The organism is Pantoea sp. SGAir0175 (genome assembly GCF_043547855.1).
This window is the reverse complement of record NZ_CP028082.1, coordinates 94,406-109,291: the sequence shown is the minus strand read 5'-3', so window position 1 is coordinate 109,291 and position 14,886 is coordinate 94,406. Positions and strand designations below refer to the sequence as shown.

At 57.5% G+C, this 14,886-nt stretch carries 15 protein-coding genes; 9 read left to right on the top strand and 6 right to left on the bottom strand.

Annotated features, from left to right (window positions below):
• Positions 1–14: 14 nt before the first annotated feature.
• Positions 15–776, bottom strand: coding sequence for an iron efflux ABC transporter permease subunit FetB (gene fetB / locus C1N56_RS19865; protein ID WP_021509035.1), 762 nt, complete (start codon positions 774–776; stop codon positions 15–17).
• On the bottom strand, positions 763–1,431 hold the full coding sequence (fetA, locus tag C1N56_RS19860) for an iron efflux ABC transporter ATP-binding subunit FetA (RefSeq protein WP_211726846.1): 669 nt from the start codon (positions 1,429–1,431) through the stop codon (positions 763–765). Before fetA ends, fetB begins: the two co-directional genes overlap by 14 nt.
• A 160-nt stretch (positions 1,432–1,591) precedes the next feature.
• On the opposite strand from fetA, the gene C1N56_RS19855 reads away from it, so the two are divergent.
• Positions 1,592–2,491, top strand: coding sequence for a nickel/cobalt transporter (locus C1N56_RS19855; RefSeq protein WP_211726879.1), 900 nt, complete (start codon positions 1,592–1,594; stop codon positions 2,489–2,491).
• 101 nt (positions 2,492–2,592) lie between these two features.
• On the opposite strand, the gene fhuE is transcribed toward C1N56_RS19855, so the two are convergent.
• Entirely contained in the window at positions 2,593–4,791 is a 2,199-nt protein-coding gene (fhuE, locus tag C1N56_RS19850; RefSeq protein ID WP_394517633.1) for a ferric-rhodotorulic acid/ferric-coprogen receptor FhuE, read from the bottom strand.
• Positions 4,792–5,484: 693 nt separating this feature from the next.
• On the opposite strand from fhuE, the gene C1N56_RS19845 reads away from it, so the two are divergent.
• On the top strand, positions 5,485–5,886 hold the full coding sequence (locus C1N56_RS19845; RefSeq protein ID WP_021509031.1) for an H-NS family histone-like protein: 402 nt from the start codon (positions 5,485–5,487) through the stop codon (positions 5,884–5,886).
• A gap of 156 nt (positions 5,887–6,042) precedes the next feature.
• Here C1N56_RS19845 and C1N56_RS19840 read toward each other — a convergent pair whose 3' ends face one another.
• Genes C1N56_RS19840 through C1N56_RS19830 form a run of 3 tightly spaced genes read right to left on the bottom strand, consistent with a single transcriptional unit; the run spans position 6,043 to position 9,666 of the window.
• The gene (locus C1N56_RS19840) at positions 6,043–7,242 is read right to left on the bottom strand and encodes an aminotransferase class I/II-fold pyridoxal phosphate-dependent enzyme (RefSeq protein ID WP_394517632.1); all 1,200 of its coding nucleotides are present in this window, start codon (positions 7,240–7,242) and stop codon (positions 6,043–6,045) included.
• Between the two features lie 20 nt (positions 7,243–7,262).
• Positions 7,263–8,561, bottom strand: coding sequence for an LLM class flavin-dependent oxidoreductase (locus C1N56_RS19835; RefSeq protein WP_166710433.1), 1,299 nt, complete (start codon positions 8,559–8,561; stop codon positions 7,263–7,265).
• Positions 8,562–8,595: 34 nt separating this feature from the next.
• The gene (locus tag C1N56_RS19830; protein ID WP_394517631.1) at positions 8,596–9,666 is read right to left on the bottom strand and encodes an iron-containing alcohol dehydrogenase family protein; all 1,071 of its coding nucleotides are present in this window, start codon (positions 9,664–9,666) and stop codon (positions 8,596–8,598) included.
• A 252-nt stretch (positions 9,667–9,918) separates the two neighbouring features.
• Between C1N56_RS19830 and C1N56_RS19825 the strand changes: the two genes are divergently transcribed.
• The 7 genes from C1N56_RS19825 (at position 9,919) to C1N56_RS19795 (ending at position 14,790) form a co-directional block, all read left to right on the top strand.
• A complete protein-coding gene (locus C1N56_RS19825; RefSeq protein WP_021509027.1) occupies positions 9,919–10,464 on the top strand; it encodes a GNAT family N-acetyltransferase in 546 nt (181 codons plus the stop codon).
• Positions 10,461–11,612, top strand: a complete 1,152-nt coding sequence (locus C1N56_RS19820; protein ID WP_058775941.1) for an amidohydrolase — start codon at positions 10,461–10,463, stop codon at positions 11,610–11,612. The genes C1N56_RS19825 and C1N56_RS19820 overlap by 4 nt, the downstream gene beginning before the upstream one ends.
• Complete coding sequence (locus tag C1N56_RS19815; RefSeq protein WP_348879343.1) at positions 11,609–12,925, top strand: MmgE/PrpD family protein; 1,317 nt, start codon at positions 11,609–11,611, stop codon at positions 12,923–12,925. Before C1N56_RS19820 ends, C1N56_RS19815 begins: the two co-directional genes overlap by 4 nt.
• A 40-nt stretch (positions 12,926–12,965) precedes the next feature.
• Entirely contained in the window at positions 12,966–13,670 is a 705-nt protein-coding gene (locus C1N56_RS19810) for a helix-turn-helix transcriptional regulator (protein WP_394517630.1), read from the top strand.
• A gap of 117 nt (positions 13,671–13,787) precedes the next feature.
• Positions 13,788–14,030 carry a ParD-like family protein gene (locus tag C1N56_RS19805; RefSeq protein WP_071813632.1) on the top strand — a complete coding sequence of 81 codons (243 nt, stop codon included), beginning with the start codon at positions 13,788–13,790 and terminating at the stop codon, positions 14,028–14,030.
• On the top strand, positions 13,993–14,334 hold the full coding sequence (locus C1N56_RS19800) for a type II toxin-antitoxin system RelE/ParE family toxin (protein WP_021313439.1): 342 nt from the start codon (positions 13,993–13,995) through the stop codon (positions 14,332–14,334). Before C1N56_RS19805 ends, C1N56_RS19800 begins: the two co-directional genes overlap by 38 nt.
• A gap of 72 nt (positions 14,335–14,406) precedes the next feature.
• Positions 14,407–14,790, top strand: coding sequence for a VOC family protein (locus tag C1N56_RS19795; protein ID WP_159377666.1), 384 nt, complete (start codon positions 14,407–14,409; stop codon positions 14,788–14,790).
• The last annotated feature ends 96 nt before the right edge of the window (positions 14,791–14,886 follow it).

Below are 14,886 nucleotides of genomic sequence, written 5' to 3'. Positions count from 1 at the left end.
GTTTCAGGCGTGATCTACGGTTTGAGCTGCGCCCGCGCGGTGTAAAAGCGACGGTAGGACAGATACGCCGCGATGATGGTCGACAGGCTGGCGGTGGCAATCAGCATAAACGTCACCATGATCTGATACTTGATGGCCTTAACCGGATCGATCCCGGCGAAAATCAACCCGGACATCATGCCTGGCAGACTTACCAGCCCCACCGTTTTTGCGCCATCAACGGTGGGGATCATCGCGGCACGAATACTGTCACGCATCAGCCCGGCGGATGCGCGTTTGATCGGCGCGCCCAGGCTGAGCATCTCCATGATTTTTTGCTGGTTGTCGCTAAAGCGCTGATTGAGATTGGTGAAACACAGCCCGACCGCCACCATGGCGTTACCGGCAATCATGCCGGAAATGGGGATTACCTGCATGGGAACAAAGGCAATGGCGCCGCTCAGCAGCAGCACCGTTAGTGTCAGTGCCGTACCGCTGGTAATCGCCACCAGCGCGATGATAAAACCATGATCGATCCGCCGGCTGCGTTTGCGCGCATTCAGCGCTGCATTAACGCAGATAAACAGCACCATCAGTAGCGTCAGCCAGTCATTATTGACATCGAAAATTGACTTCAGCACATAACCGACGATCACCAGCTGGATAATGGCGCGTGTGACACTCCACAGAATGTCTTTGCTCATCCCCAGCTTCTCTTTCTGGCTAATCAGCAGCGCCACCAGCACCAGCATGAGTGAAAGCAGCAGCGAGCTGTCGCTGATATTATGCTGATTCATGCTGTTCTCCCGCTGCGGGTGGGGTCAGCCGCAGAATACGCTCAGCGGCATCAATCTCCTGTACGTCATGGCTGATACGGATCACCGCCAGCCCTTTTTCCGCCACCAGCGTGGCAATCAGCTGGTTAACCCGTTGTTTATTGGGCTCGTCCAGTGCGCTGGTCACTTCGTCCAGCAGCAATATCTGTGGCAGAAACTGCAGATTGCGCAGCAAAGCCACCCGCTGCTTTTCACCACCAGAGAGTCCGGCAATGTTTTTGTCCAGCATGTCGCCGGATAAATGCAGACTGCGCAACGCCGCCACCAGCTGCTCGCGTGACGGTTGTTGCTGACGCAGCTGCCACGGCAGCGCCAGGTTATCGTAGACCGTGTCACCAAACAGTTGCGGTGTCTGGAAACAGTAGGAGACCTGCTGGCGATAGTGTTCGACTTTCAGCGTGTGAATATCCCGCTGCTGAAAAAGGATCTCGCCGCTATCGGGCTCCAGCAGTGAGGCAATAATTTTCAGCAACGTGCTTTTGCCGCTGCCGGACGGGCCGGTGAGCAACAGCGTTTCACCTGCGTACAGCTGCAGTGATACCGGTGCCAGCAAGGTGCGCCCCTGCACGGCCAGCGTGACGTCTTGTACCGCCAGCAAAGGAGAATCAGCAGACATAAAAGGTATCCGTGAGAAATTGTCGGCAGATTATAGACAGCTGCACAAGGCAGGGGAATGCGTCACGACGCGGAGAGCGGCTGCCGTTTAACCGCCGTGGCTTTACAACGCGGCAGAAATCCGCATGCTGGTGACATTCAGGACCACTTTCTTCATTACTATGACCGCCACCAAAACCGGATTTCTCTGCGCGAGCGTGCTGCTGCTGAGCGCGCTGACGCTGCTGTCGTTGCACTGGAGCGCGTTTCAGGCATGGGCGCTGCAAAGTCAGATTCAGCTGCACCGGCTGCTGGTTACCCATTTACTGCAAATCAATAGCGGCCAGTGCAGTGCCGGACTGTGGCTGCTGGCTGTGACCTTCATTTACGGCATTCTGCACGCGGTGGGTCCCGGCCACGGTAAATTTATCGTTACCACCTGGCTGACCACTCATCAGCCCCCGCGCGGCGTGGCGCTGAGCGTGCCGCTGCTGGGCAGCCTGGTGCAAGGGCTGAGCGCGATTGCCTTTGTCTTTATCCTCGCGGTTGGTTTTAACCTGACCACCGGCGATCTCAGCCTGAGCCGCTGGTATCTGGAGAAAGCCAGCGCTGTGTTCATCGCCGGGCTGGGCGTGATGATGCTGCTGCAAGCCTGGCGCAGGCCGCCAGCGGAGCATAATCATGATCATTGCGGCCACGCGCATGGCGTCGCGGCTGGGCACCACAGCGACTGGAAAAGCTGGACGGGCATTATTATTGCCACCGGCGTGCGGCCGTGCAGCGGTGCGCTGACGGTGCTGCTGTTCGCCAGCGTCATCGGCATTACGCGCTGGGGCATGCTGGCGGTGATGAGTATGGCGCTCGGTACCGGCATGGCGCTGGTGGCGCTGGCACTGTTTGTGCAGCATTACCGTCAGCGCGCCGGGCAGCTGTGGCTGACAGAACGCTCGCCGCAGGCGGCATCGCTGCTAAGAGCGGTGCGGATCGCCGGTGGGATATTGCTGGTGATGTTTGCGCTGGTGTTGTTTTTTACCGTGGTGCCGGTGAGTGCCAACGGGGATTATATTGCGGCGGGATGTTGAGGTGCATGGGTTGGGGAGGGTGCGGTTTTCCCCTCACCCTAACCCTCTCCCGCACGCGGGAGAGGGAACGTCAGGTGCCGCTTTGGGCTCTGGCTTACTGATCAGAAACGGTATTTCGCGGACAGCATAAAATTGCGCGGTTCGCCGTAGACGATGCCGGTGCTGTCGACGTTTTCGTCGTACTCTTTGTCGAACAGGTTATTCAGGTTGGCCTGCAGGCTGAGGTTTTTGGTCACGTCGTAGCGCGCGAACAGATCCACCAGCGCATAGCTGCCCTGACGGGTGCGCCAGGTGCCATTGCCATCCGGGCCACTGATATCCGCGTAAGTTCCCGCCTGCCAGTTCACCCCGCCGCCCAGCGTCAGCTGGTCCAGCATCGGCAGGCGATAGCTGGTGAACAGGTTGAACGACGTGCGCGGCAGCTGTGAATTATAGCGATCGCCGTTGGCGTCTTCCGCCACATACGAAGTCCCGCCAAAGGTCATCTGCCAGTTATCGGTCAGCGCCCCATTCACCTCAAACTCGACGCCACGACTTACCACGCCCTTCTTCGCCACGTAAATGGTGTTACCGGTCTGCGCATTGGTCTGTCCGGTGCTCTGACCGACGTTATCCAGTTCGGTGCGGAAGATCGATACCGAGGTGGTCAGACGGCTGTTGAACCAGTCAGACTTCACGCCGGCTTCGTAGTTTTTGCCAATCACCGGCGAGAGATAAGCGCCTGACGCATCCTGATAATCCTGCGACTGGAACACCGAAGTGTAGCTGGCGTAGGCAGACCAGTTATCGTAGAAGTCCCAAATCACCCCCCCGTACGGCGTGATGTTGTTTTTCTCCATCTCTGCCGTCAGCGTCTGGCGGTTCCAGTTGGTGTAGCGCGCCCCGACAATCAGGTGCAGCGGATCGGCCAGATTGATGCGCGTCGCAAGATACGCTGACTTCTGCCGTACCAGTTGGGTGTCGGCCGCAGGTTCACGCGGATTCCAGTCGGTTTCCGGGAAATCGCCGTTAAACTGGTTGAAGTTGCCCAGCTCGGCTGACGAAATGTTGGCCCAGGCGCTGTAATATTTGTTGTCCTGACGGCTGTAGTTCACCCCGACCATCAGTTCATGCTGGCGGCCCAGCAGTTCATAAGGACCGCTGGCGAAGGCGTCTACCGCATCCACCTTACGTTTGCCGGTGTTGTAGCCGGTTCCGCCCACCACCGGATAGCCGGCATAGCCAGAGACGCCTGCGCCAGTGGTTTTATCGAAGTAACCGTCGAGATACAGCTGCTTGCTGTCGAGGAACATCTCGTTATGCGTGCCGTTAAGGGTGATGTTCCAGCCGTTATCGAAATTCTGCTGCAGGTTAACAAAGACCTTTTTATTTTCTTTGTTGTTGTAAGCCCATTCAGGTGCGGTGTTATAGCCGCGACGGGTGTGGATCTGCGTGCCGTCGGTGTACCAGCGTGGCGCGCCGCCCCACATCGGTGAATCCGTGTTCACCTGGCTGAATTCATAACCAACGGACAGTCTGGTGGCGTCCGTCACGTCAGCGTCGACCACACCGTAGATAAACTTCTTATCGGCGCCGTAGCGTTCAATGAAGCTGTTTTTGTCTTCATAGCCGGCAACCAGGCGACCGCGCACGTCGCCTTCCGGTGACAGCGGTGCAGAAAGGTCGGCGACGTAACGCTGCTTATTCCAGCTGCCATAGCCAGCTTCAAGGCTACCGGTAAACTCTTTGCTGTCGGCATGTTTACGCACCATGTTGATGGCAGCAGAAGGATTGCCCGGTCCGGTCAGCAGGCCCGTTGCGCCACGCACCACTTCGACGCGTTCGTACAGCGCGGTATCGGTCTGCGCATCACCGAGGTTCCAGCGCTGGGCAAACGCGGTCGGAATGCCGTCGGTCATGTAATTATCAATCAGAAAACCGCGCGAATAGTAATTGATGCGGTCCATATCGGCGGCCACACCGTGGATGCCGGTGGTGTTGCTCAGTACGTCGTTCAGCGACTGCAGCTGTTGATCCTGCATGCGCTGTTTGCTGACGATGGTGACCGACTGGGGAATATCACGTGCGGTCAGCGCCATTTTGGTGCCGGCCCGCGTCACCGGTACGCTGTAATCCGCTGCGGCCTGCGCCTGCTGCGCTTCTGCGCTGGCGCTGGCATCAACGGTCAGGGTGGCCTCACTGTTTTGCGTATCGGCCGCCTGAGCGACACCCGAGGCAACCAGCACTGCCAGCAGTGACAGGCGCAGCGCGCGCTGCGGCGCAAGACCTGCGTCCCGGACGCGCATCTCTTTGCAAGACATAATATTCCTCAATCGGCTTATCGTTATTTTGTGGTGAGCATGTGGTTAAGAAAGCAAATGAGAAATATACGCATTAAGATTAACATTGCAAGAAATTGTTACTGCCTTTCTGACGCCTTTACACTGCGAAAAAATCTTATGCTTCAGGGAGTAACGGCACTAATACTGCTTTACAGGAAACTATCACGCCTGAAATCATCCTTAATCTCAGTCAACCGGTGCGTGAACGGTTGTGCCTGCATCCTGCTATGGCATCTGAACACCACGCATGTACCAGCTTCGTACCCGGTCACCGCCATTGATTTATAATTACGCTGCCAATAGGAAAGGTGTTTATAAAGTTTCCTTTTCTGCGCTAAGGTGGACCAGTTACGCTTTTAATCCCTGCAGCAATCGCTGCGTTGTTTACATGACGCCATTTATTAAGCTGTAAATCGCCGTGACGTATATTGTGTGAGATGCTGTGATGTTAAATGAACGGCTTAACGTAGGTGGCTGGCAATATTAAATCAGTCGCTAACATGTTTATGCGTAATCAATGAATAGACAAAAATCTTTACGCCCAATCAAAAACTGTACAGGTCGGGGCATATTTCCGGACAAATCTGTCGGCGGGTGAATATTTCCATTTGAATAAAATTGCCGTAGAATACACGCTTTCAAATCAGTGATATCAGTAATAAGGGTTTATACATGAGCGATGCACTCAAGGCATTGAACAATCTTCGTACGCTGCGTGCTGAAGCACGTAATATTGAGGTTGCGGTATTAAACGAAATGCTGGAGAAGTTTGCCGTGGTGGTCGCCGAACGCCGCGAAGAGACGGCGGCAGAGAGTGCTGCACAGCGCGAAAAAGAAGAGAAGCTGGCATTATATAAAGAGATGCTGCGCAAAGACGGCATTACAATTAATGAACTGGCGCAATTAAACCAGGGTGAAACGAAGAGCAAAGCAAAACGTGCACCGCGTCCGGCGAAGTATAAATTTACCGACGAACAGGGTAATGAGAAATTCTGGACCGGTCAGGGTCGTACTCCCTCGCCGATAAAGTCAGCGATTGACGCTGGCGGTTCGCTGGATGATTTTCTGATTTAATCCAGTCGCAGGAAATCGGGGCGGAACCGGCTAATTGCCGCATCACCGCCCCTGTATCGCGGCACCCTAAATGCTTTCATGCAATCCTTTCATGCATTCCTTTCATGAAGTGTACCGCGAGGTGATCAGGCCATTACGCCTTCCCACACCCGCCCGTCAGATTAACGCTGCACAGGCGCGCGCAATACGTTTACCCGCCTCCTGCACGCTATCGATATCCGTGGCGATCGACAAACGGAAATACGGCGACAGGCCGTAAGCACTGCCCGCAACGCCGGACACACCGCTCTCCAGCAGATAATTCAGCACATCCTGTTCATCATGCAGTACGGCGCCGTCAGGCCGGGTTTTGCCCAGCAGGCCAGCACAGCGACAAAAGACAAAAAATGCGCCCTGAGGTTGCAGCACTTCAATGCCGGCCACCTGCTGCAACTGCTGCACAATGACATCGCGTCGCGCCTGATACGCGGCGCGCTGCGGGGGCAGAAAATCGAGCCCACCGTTAAAGGCCGCAACCGCCGCCGCCTGGCTGATGGCGCTGGCACCAGAACTGTTCTGCGACTGCACCACTACCATGGCATCAATCAGCGGCTGCGGCCCGGCACCAAAACCAATGCGCCAGCCGGTCATGGCATAGGTTTTCGACACGCCTCCCACCAGCAAAATGCGTTCAGCCAGCTCCGGCGCCACCTGCAGCAGGCTAACGTGCTGACGATCGTCAAACAGGATATGTTCGTACAGCTCATCCAGCATAATCAGCACATTGGGATGATCGCGCAGCACCGTCGCCAGGGCCTGCAACTCCTGTGCGCTGTACACCATGCCAGAGGGATTGCCGGGATTGTTCAGCACCAGCCAGCGGGTTTTCTCAGTGATCGCCTGCGCCAGCTGCGCCGGCTGCAGCTTGTACTGCTGCTCAAGCGGACAAGGCAGCAGCACCGCCTCGCCACCGTTGAAACGCACACTGTCCGGGAAAGTTGGCCAGTATGGCGTGGGCACAATCACCTCGTCGCCGTCGTTTAGCGTCGCGGCAAACGCGTTGAAGATGATTTGCTTTGCGCCGTTGGCGATACAGATTTGACCCAGCGCGGACTGCAGCTGGTTCTCGCGCGCCAGTTTGGCCTGCACCGCTTTACGCAGCGCGGTGGTGCCATTGGTCGGCGTATAACGGGTTTCACCGCCATCCATCGCGGCGCTGGCGGCGGCACGGATGTGCGCGGGCGTATTAAAATCCGGCTCACCGGTGGTGAGGTCAAGAATATCCACGCCCTGCTCTTTTAGCTGGCGCGTCAGCTGACGTGCCGCCGCATTAGCCGAGAGCGACACAGACTGTACGCGCTTCGATAGGGTGATCATGTTTCGCTCCTGTCTGTCTCTCACACCACCGGCAGGCCGAGGTTTTCACGCAGCGTGGCGAACTCGTACTCTTCGCGGAACAGACCGCGACGGCGCAGTTCCGGAATCACCAGCTCCACAAACAAATCCAGCTGCTCGGACATGATCGCCGGCATGATGTTGAAACCATCGGCGCCGCCCTCGTTGAGCCACAGCTCAAAGTCATCGGCAATATCCTGCGCGGTACCGACGATTACCCGGTGACCACGCGATCCGGCGGCTACCGCGGCCAGTTCGCGCAGCGTCAGATTTTCACGTTTCGCCATGTCGGTCATCAGTTTCACGCGGCTCTGGTTGCCTTCACCCAGCGGCACTTCCGGCACCGGACCGTCGAGCGGATACTGGCTCAGATCCATATTGAAGCGCAGCGAGAGCTGACGCAGACCGTTGTCGATATCAACCAGCGTGTTGAGCTCTTTCCACAGCGCTTTGGCCTCTTCGCGCGTGCGGCCAACGATCGGCATCACGCCAGGCATGATCACCACGTGATCCGGATTGCGTCCGGCGGCAATCACCTGATCTTTCTGCGAACGGTAGAAGCTCTGTGCTTCTTCCAGGCTGGCCGAGGCGGTGAAAATCACCTCGGCAGTCTCTGCCGCCAGCTTCTGCCCATCGCTGGAAGAACCGGCTTCGATAATCACCGGACGCCCCTGCGGTGAGCGGGTAATGTTCAGCGGGCCCTGCACCTGGAAGTGCTCGCCGACGTGGTTAATCGGCTGAATTTTGTCATCAATGAAGTACTGACCGGTCTCTTTGTTGGGCTGCACCGCCCCCGCCTGCCAGCCGTCCCACAGCTTACAGGTAACATCAAGGAATTCACGCGCGCGCGCGTAGCGCTCCGCATGATTAGGCATATCGCTGCGGCTGAAGTTACGCGCCACATCGGTAGAGAACGACGTCACCACGTTCCAGGCGGCGCGGCCGCGGCTAATGTGGTCCAGCGACGAGAAGCTGCGTGCCATGGTGAACGGGTCGCTGAAGGTGGTCGAGGCGGTCGCCGCCAGGCCAATGCGTTTGGTGTTGACCGCCAGCGCCGACAGCAGCGTTAACGGCTCCAGACGCGCCATGGTGGAAGGCAGACGATACATGCTGGTCGCCAGTGCATCACCCACGAAGAACAGATCAAACTTACCGGCTTCGGCTTTTTTCGCGATGGTGATCAGCCAGTCAATATCCGTCGGATCGCCCAGATTTTCCGTCAGCCGCCAGCCGCTTACGTGCTGTCCAACCGGTTGCACAAACAGCCCTAAACGGATGCGGCGTGAAGATGAAGTAGCCATATTTTTTCCTGGTCAATAAAAGGGTCAATAACAATTAAAAGGCGTTCTCGGTCGCCAGCAGCGCCTGCTCTAAGGCATCCGCGCTGATGCGGAACGGCAGACGTTCGGCGCTGGCCGCCGGGAATTTGATCTGTTCAGCAATGCTTCTGATGGCTGCGCGACGATCGCCGTGCAGCGGCGCTAAGGTTAGCGGCATATCATACTGTCGCAGCAGCGCCAGCAGCGCGGCGTCCGGCTCACCGTCGTGCTCAATCAGCGACTGCACCAGCAGGCTGTAACCGACTTTTTCACCGTGCAGCCAGTGGTGCAGCTCCGGCTGATGGGTCAGACGGTTATGAATTGCGTGGGCAAAGCCTGGCGTTGGCAGCACATCACGCACGCTGTTGGCCAGGCCGGCCAGCACAATGCTGGCATCGATCACCTTCTCCAGTTCCGGCGTCACCTGCTGTTGCTGGTTGGCCAGCACGGCGGCGGCACCGTGCTGGCGATAGACATCCAGCGCGCGCTGCGCGGTCATCACTTTAAGATCGAGGGCGAGATCGTGGGGGTTGTGCCGCAGATAAGGATAGAACTCGTAGTATTTAGCCAGCGCGTCGACAATGCCCGCTTTGAGGTAACGCACATCACTTTGCGCAATCACTTCGCTGTCTACCAGCACCAGTTCAGGCATTTTGCCCAGCGGCTGGCTGCGCACGTGGCCGCCCTGCGCGTCATAAATAATCGCCACCGGCGACCAGGCGGCACAGGTCGCCGCGACGGTGGCGAAATTGACGACGGTGATTTCCGGTAACTGGCTGCCGACCGCTTTAGCCGCATCCAGTACGCGCCCGCCGCCAATTGCCAGCAGCAGTTCAGCCTGCTGCTGTTGCAGATTGCTTTTCAGCGTATCAATGGCCGCGTCGGTGCATTCGCCGTGTAAATACTCGATTGCCCAGCGAATACCACAGGTTTCCAGACTTTGCGTTAATTGCGGATTAACCGCCTGCCAGGCGCGTGGAGAGGTGAAAATACGGATATGCGTAGCATAAGGTTTAATGAATTCACCGGTGCGCGCACGCAGTCCCGGTTCGTGTGCGTAGGCACGCGGAGATTTAATCGCTAACACGTTGTCACCCTGACTAGGAAAAACGCCATAACAAAATTGTTATATTTCAGAGGATTAATGCGAAATAGTTATAGCGCTATGTATTTTATGCATACTACGGTAAATGGCGATTTGTGCAATGAAAAAGCCGCCATTTCATTTTCACAAATTTGCATTAGCTTATCCGTATTTCACATATAGGCCGTCAGCGCTTTACTGCTACTCTGAGCCTTCTTTCTTTATCGCCCACCGGGCGGTTTTCCGGGGATAGCTATGACACTTGAGTTTCGTCAGGTCACAGAAGACGAAGTGGACACTTATCAGGCGCTGATGCATGCCGCCTATGCGCCCACGCTGGCGCTGGGGATCAAATTTGATGCGGCCACCGCTGACCGCGAGAAAACGCTGCGGCATCTGCAAAGCCACGGCGTGTATGCGCTGTATGCCCAGGGCGTGATGGTCTCCTCGGTCACCGTGCGTTATCCATGGGGCCCGCTGCCGGGTCCGTTCGGCCTGCCGCATATCGGCTGGTTTGGTGCTCACCCGGACTATGCGGGGCAGCAGTTTGGCCGCCAGGTTCAGGATCGCCTGGAGCAGGAAATTTTACGCGGCCAGTTACGCGCACCGGCAGTTTCGCTCGGTACCGCCATCAGCCATCCTTGGCTGATTGATATGTATCGCAAGCGCGGATTTGTGCTCATGCACACCACCGATCTCGGCAAAGGCCACATCACGCAATATATGAAAAAAGTGCTGGATGAAACCGCGCACGATGCCTGGCTGACGCGCCAGGCGGCATCACAAGGAAGCCAGGCATGAGCCAACTGAATGAAACAGCGCTGGGCGAGCAGCTGATCGCCTTTCGCCACGAACTGCATCGTTTTCCGGAACTCTCTAATCAGGAGTTTGAAACTACCGCCCGCCTGCGCCAGCAGCTGGAACAGCACCAGATTCGCATCGTTGATTTGCCACTGAAAACCGGTCTGGTGGCAGAGGTCGGTCCGGCACAGGGACCGCTGATTGTGCTGCGTTCGGATATTGATGCGCTGCCGATTGAAGAGCAGTCGGACGTCGCTTTTCGTTCGGAGCGTCCCGGCGTGATGCATGCCTGCGGCCACGATTTTCACGCTTCCGCTGCACTCGGCGCGGCGATTCTGCTTAAGCAGCAGGAGGCAACGCTGCCCGGCCGCGTGCGGATTCTGTTCCAGGCCGCCGAAGAGACCGGCCAGGGCGCGCCGGATGTCATCGCCACCGGCGCGCTGCAGGAGGCGGTGGCGATTTTCGGCATTCATAACGATCCGTCGCTGCCGCCTGGCGTGGTGGGCAGCAAAGCCGGCGCGCTGACCGCGGCGGTGGATCGCTTCGATATCCGCATCACCGGCACCGGCAGCCATGCCGCCAAACCGCATCAGGGCAACGATCCGATCGTTATCGCGGCGCAGATTGTCTCCGCGGCGCAAACGCTGATTAGCCGTAACGCCCCCTCCGCTGACAACGCGGTGGTGTCGATCACCCAGCTGCACAGCGGCAGCACCTGGAACGTCATTCCGGACAGCGCCTGGCTGGAAGGCACGGTGCGCACCTTCTCTCAGTCCACGCGTGAGCGACTGGAGCAGCGCTTCCGCGAAATCGTGCTTGGCCTTGGTGCGGCTTTTGCCGCAGAGGTTGAGTTTAACTGGCACGCCGGTCCGCCTGCGGTGGTGAATGATGCGCACTGGGCGGATTTTGCTCTGCAGCAGGCCACCGCCAGCGGACTTGAGGCGCGCGTGGTGGAAGCCAGCCCGATCGGCGAAGATTTTGCTTTTTATCAGCAACAGCTGCCCGGTGCCTTTGTGATGATCGGCACTGGTGAACCTTATGCGCTGCACCATCCGGCTTTTCGCATCAATGATGCGGTGTTACTGCCCACCTCACGCTACCTCGCGCAGCTCGCCGTGGCGGCGCTGCGCAGTCTGGAGCAGGCATGAACCTGAGCCTCGCGCTGGCTGAGCGCATCCTGCAAAGCCAGCCGGATGCGGCGGCACGTGATGCCGCGCGCACTGGCGTGCAGGATTTTCTCGCTGTGAGCTGGCCGGTGTTACAGCAGCAGGTGCCGGACAGCGGCTTACCGGCGCTGCGACAGGTTTATGGCGACGGCAGCGTACGCTCACAGGCGTTACTGCTGGGCTATGCCGGGCATGCGCTGGATTACGATGATTTCCATGCCGATTTTCGCGGCCATCCCAGCGTGGCGATTCTGCCCGCGCTATTTGCCTGGCAGCAGCAGCAGCCCGCCACTGCCGAAGCGTTCCTTGATGCCTATGTCATCGGCGTGGAAGTGGCTGGCCGGCTGGGACTGGCCGCCAGCCAGCAGCACTATGCGCTGGGTTATCACAACACGGCCACGCTGGGCACGCTGGCGGCGGCGGCCGCGCTGGCACGTCTGCTGCAGCTTAATGCAACCGACTGCGCCACGCTGATCGGCATCGCGGCGACCCAGGCCAGCGGACTGCGCGCTCAGTTTGGTTCAGCGGTGAAGCCGCTGCACGCCGGACTGGCGGCAGAGCGTGCGGTGATGGCGGCGCAGCTGACGCTGGCGAAATTCGATGGCCGGCATGAAGGCGTGCTCGACGCGTTTCTCGCCGCCAGCAGTAACGGCGAGGCGCAGCCGCAACGGCTGGTGGAAAACTGGGGCGCGCCGTGGCGCATCAGTACCCCCGGTCTGGAGTTCAAACCCTTCCCCACCTGCGCCGGAACTCACAGCGCTGCCGAAGCGGCACGTCTGCTGCGGCGCGCCTGGCTGGCGGAAGGCCACTCGCTGGACTCGCTGCTGGAAAATATTGATGACATCACGGTCGCCTTCCCGCCGGGTGGTGACATCGCGGCGGCAGTTCGCGTGCCGGCTAACGGCATCGAAGCACGCTTTAGCCTGGAGTACGTGATCGCCGCCATGCTGATGTACGACGATTTACGGCTGGAAGATTTTGCCGAAGGTGCACTCAATCCGGCGGTGATGCCGCTGGCGGCCAAAGTGCGTCGCACGCCGGATGCGTCCGCGCCGCCCGATGCGCTCAACCCGGCGCGGCGTTTTCATCTCGTCACGCTGACGCTGAAAGAGGGTCGTCAGCTGCAGCAGCGCCGCACGCGGCAGCAGTCGCTGGCGGATGGCGTAGATGTGGCGGCCAAACTGCGTCAGGCGCTGCGCCATGAAGTGCCGGCGCGCCAGCAGCAGTTACTGGCTATCAGCGAGCTGCAAAGCACGGCGGATTTGGCTACATTAAGCCAACTGTTGCGCGCCTGAATCCTGTCGGCGCGCGTTCTTCGCTTAAGGCTGGCGTATCATGTCTAAAACTCAGCGGCTTCCTGAACTGCTGCAATTGCTGCGCTGTCATCGCTATCCGCTGACCGCGCAGCGTCTCGCCGAACAGCTGCACATCAGCGTGCGCACCGTCTATCGTGACATTCTTAGTTTGCAGCAGCAGGGCGTAGAGATTGAGGGCAGTGCGGGCGTTGGTTATTTACTGAAATCCGACGGCCATTTGCCGCCGCTGATGTTTTCCCGTCAGGAGATTGATGCGCTGGTGCTCGGGCTCAACTGGGTCACCCGACACACCGACGAAGAGCTTAAGTCCGCCGCGCGCCATGCGCTGGCCAAAGTCCAGGCTGTGATTCCGCCCCATCTTACGCAGAGTATCGATCACCAGTCGCTGCTGATCGCCTCCCAGGGCGAAGCATTATTCGAAACCCATCTGCCGCAGATTCGCCAGGCGATCCATCAGCGCAGCAAGATCAGCCTGCGCTACAAAGATCTGCAGGATAACCTCTCCACGCGCACCATCTGGCCGGTGGTGATTGGCTACTTTGATCGCGTGCGCCTGCTGTGCGGCTGGTGCGAACTGCGCCAGGAGTTCCGCAATTTCCGCGTCGACCGCATTGACGCGATCAGCGTCACCAGCGAACTCTATCCCGGCACGCGTCATCAGTTGCTGAAACGCTGGCGGGATTATCACCATTTGCGTCACCCGGCGGACAGCGCGACACGCTAGCGACATAAAGTTGCCATAAGCGACAAAATGTCGCATACTTAGCCGCGTGCAGCAGTAATCGCAACTCAACATTACAACAGTCAGTCCATCACCGCTTTCATCCGCGAGGTAATATTCATGGCCACAAGTATTCGTTTAGACGATGACTTCGTGAGCGACGTAAAAATTCACGCTGAAGCCGCCAGCCGCAGCATTCCAAAGCAGATTGAGCATTGGGCGAAGATCGGCCGGATTGCTGAGGATAATCCGGACTTACCGTATAGCTTCATCGCTGAAGTATTGATCGCCCAGGCTGAAGTCGATAATCAGAAGGTTTCGCCGTATGTCCGCCGAACACCCCGATCCAAAACCACAAAATAGCATCGAGGTTTATCAAACACGCCGCTTTGAAAAAACGCTCGATAAATTGCCCGATACACAGCGTGCCATCGTCGAGGATGAGATCGACAGGATTGTTGATGCGCCTGAAATCGGTGAGCTCAAGAGAGGTGACTTAAACTTTTTACGCGTGCACAAATTTCAGCTGAATAACCGCCTGACGCTGTTGGGTTATAGCTGGGTGGAAAATAAACTGGAACTGTATCTGCTGGATATCGGACCCCATGAGAATTTCTATCAGGAACAGAAAAAGCACCGTAAAGCCGATCTGAAAATTATCAGTTAACCCATCGACTCCTGACAAAATCTGTCACAGCCTCCCCCTACTATGCAGCGGTAAACACACAAGGAGATCACCATGCTTACCGCTAACATGACCATTATTTATGTGCCCAACGTCGTGAAAAGTGCTGACTTTTATGCCGCGCTGTTCGACATCAAACCCGCAGAACTCAGCCCAACCTTTGCCATGTTTGTGTTTGAGAGCGGCTTTAAACTGGGTATCTGGTCGCAGTATACCGTTGAACCCGCACTCTCCCTGCCCGCCAGTACAGCGCGTAGCGAAATTGTTTTTAAAACCGCGCGCAAAGACGATGTCGATTTTCTTTATCACGAATGGGGCGTGCTGCGCGAAATCACCATCATTCAGTCACCGGTGCGCATGGACTTTGGCTACACCTTTACCGCGCTGGACCCGGACGGGCACCGCCTGCGTGTCTGCTATTTACAGCTGGATGAGTAAGTGAAGAGACCTGGCGCTGACGGTTGCAGGTTGTTAAATGTGCTGAGCAATCATTAACTATATTTATACTCTTAATTGCCGGTTAATGACATTAAC

Excerpts from the sequence above, each read along its gene's own strand:
- fetB (WP_021509035.1), bottom strand. The coding sequence starts at position 776 with ATGAATCAGCATAATATCAGCGACAGCTCGCTGCTGCTTTCACTCATG.
- fetA (WP_211726846.1), bottom strand. The coding sequence starts at position 1,431 with ATGTCTGCTGATTCTCCTTTGCTGGCGGTACAAGACGTCACGCTGGCC.
- C1N56_RS19855 (WP_211726879.1), top strand. The coding sequence starts at position 1,592 with ATGACCGCCACCAAAACCGGATTTCTCTGCGCGAGCGTGCTGCTGCTG.
- fhuE (WP_394517633.1), bottom strand. The coding sequence starts at position 4,791 with ATGTCTTGCAAAGAGATGCGCGTCCGGGACGCAGGTCTTGCGCCGCAG.
- C1N56_RS19845 (WP_021509031.1), top strand. The coding sequence starts at position 5,485 with ATGAGCGATGCACTCAAGGCATTGAACAATCTTCGTACGCTGCGTGCT.
- C1N56_RS19840 (WP_394517632.1), bottom strand. The coding sequence starts at position 7,242 with ATGATCACCCTATCGAAGCGCGTACAGTCTGTGTCGCTCTCGGCTAAT.
- C1N56_RS19835 (WP_166710433.1), bottom strand. The coding sequence starts at position 8,561 with ATGGCTACTTCATCTTCACGCCGCATCCGTTTAGGGCTGTTTGTGCAA.
- C1N56_RS19825 (WP_021509027.1), top strand. The coding sequence starts at position 9,919 with ATGACACTTGAGTTTCGTCAGGTCACAGAAGACGAAGTGGACACTTAT.
- C1N56_RS19820 (WP_058775941.1), top strand. The coding sequence starts at position 10,461 with ATGAGCCAACTGAATGAAACAGCGCTGGGCGAGCAGCTGATCGCCTTT.
- C1N56_RS19815 (WP_348879343.1), top strand. The coding sequence starts at position 11,609 with ATGAACCTGAGCCTCGCGCTGGCTGAGCGCATCCTGCAAAGCCAGCCG.
- C1N56_RS19810 (WP_394517630.1), top strand. The coding sequence starts at position 12,966 with ATGTCTAAAACTCAGCGGCTTCCTGAACTGCTGCAATTGCTGCGCTGT.
- C1N56_RS19805 (WP_071813632.1), top strand. The coding sequence starts at position 13,788 with ATGGCCACAAGTATTCGTTTAGACGATGACTTCGTGAGCGACGTAAAA.
- C1N56_RS19800 (WP_021313439.1), top strand. The coding sequence starts at position 13,993 with ATGTCCGCCGAACACCCCGATCCAAAACCACAAAATAGCATCGAGGTT.
- C1N56_RS19795 (WP_159377666.1), top strand. The coding sequence starts at position 14,407 with ATGCTTACCGCTAACATGACCATTATTTATGTGCCCAACGTCGTGAAA.